This window comes from Aneurinibacillus danicus (assembly GCF_007991215.1).
Classification (GTDB): domain Bacteria; phylum Bacillota; class Bacilli; order Aneurinibacillales; family Aneurinibacillaceae; genus Aneurinibacillus; species Aneurinibacillus danicus.
The window spans coordinates 1-584 of sequence record NZ_BJXX01000293.1; the positions used below are offsets into that span (position 1 = coordinate 1).

A 584-nucleotide genomic window follows, 5' to 3' on the forward strand; every position below is an offset into this window, starting at 1 on the left:
CCGGATTAACCCCCATTACTTGGACACAAACAACCTTATTCATCCTTTTTCGTAAAATTCCTCGCTTATACTCGCACTTCTCTAATTGCGAACTTACGTTCTGTTTGAAGCGCATAAAACTCTTGTGGAGCTAAATCGCAAATGCTCGAATGGATTCGTCTCTCGTTATAAAAGCGGATAAACTCTGTTACAACTTGATACGCCTCTGCATAGGACATAAACTCATAACGTGCCAGACATTCATCTTCCAGGATGCGATGAAACGCTTCGATGTGCGCATTCATATTTGGTGTTCGTGGCGGAATACGCTCATGAACAATTCCAAACGTTTCACATGCTTGTGTAAAATGATGAGACGTAAACTGCGGGCCATTATCGGAACGAAGAACGGGAAGCGTATCTGTTCCAAATAATTGCCGTTTAAATAATGCCTGTTGTATCGTACGACTCGCATCCTTTGCCTCACAGGACAGACCCATATGATACGCAATGACCGAACGGTCATATACGTCCAGAACGGACTGGATGAAAAAGAAGCGGTCTTCTCCAGCGATATACCCGTATTTAATGTCCGTTTCAAACAA

The 584-nt window shown here is 43.2% G+C and carries 1 protein-coding gene; it reads right to left on the reverse strand.

What is annotated here, in order from left to right; all coding sequences use genetic code 11:
* Positions 1–65 precede the first annotated feature (65 nt).
* A partial coding sequence (locus tag ADA01nite_RS21805) for an integrase core domain-containing protein (protein ID WP_170230425.1) occupies positions 66–584 on the reverse strand: 519 nt, incomplete at its 5' end.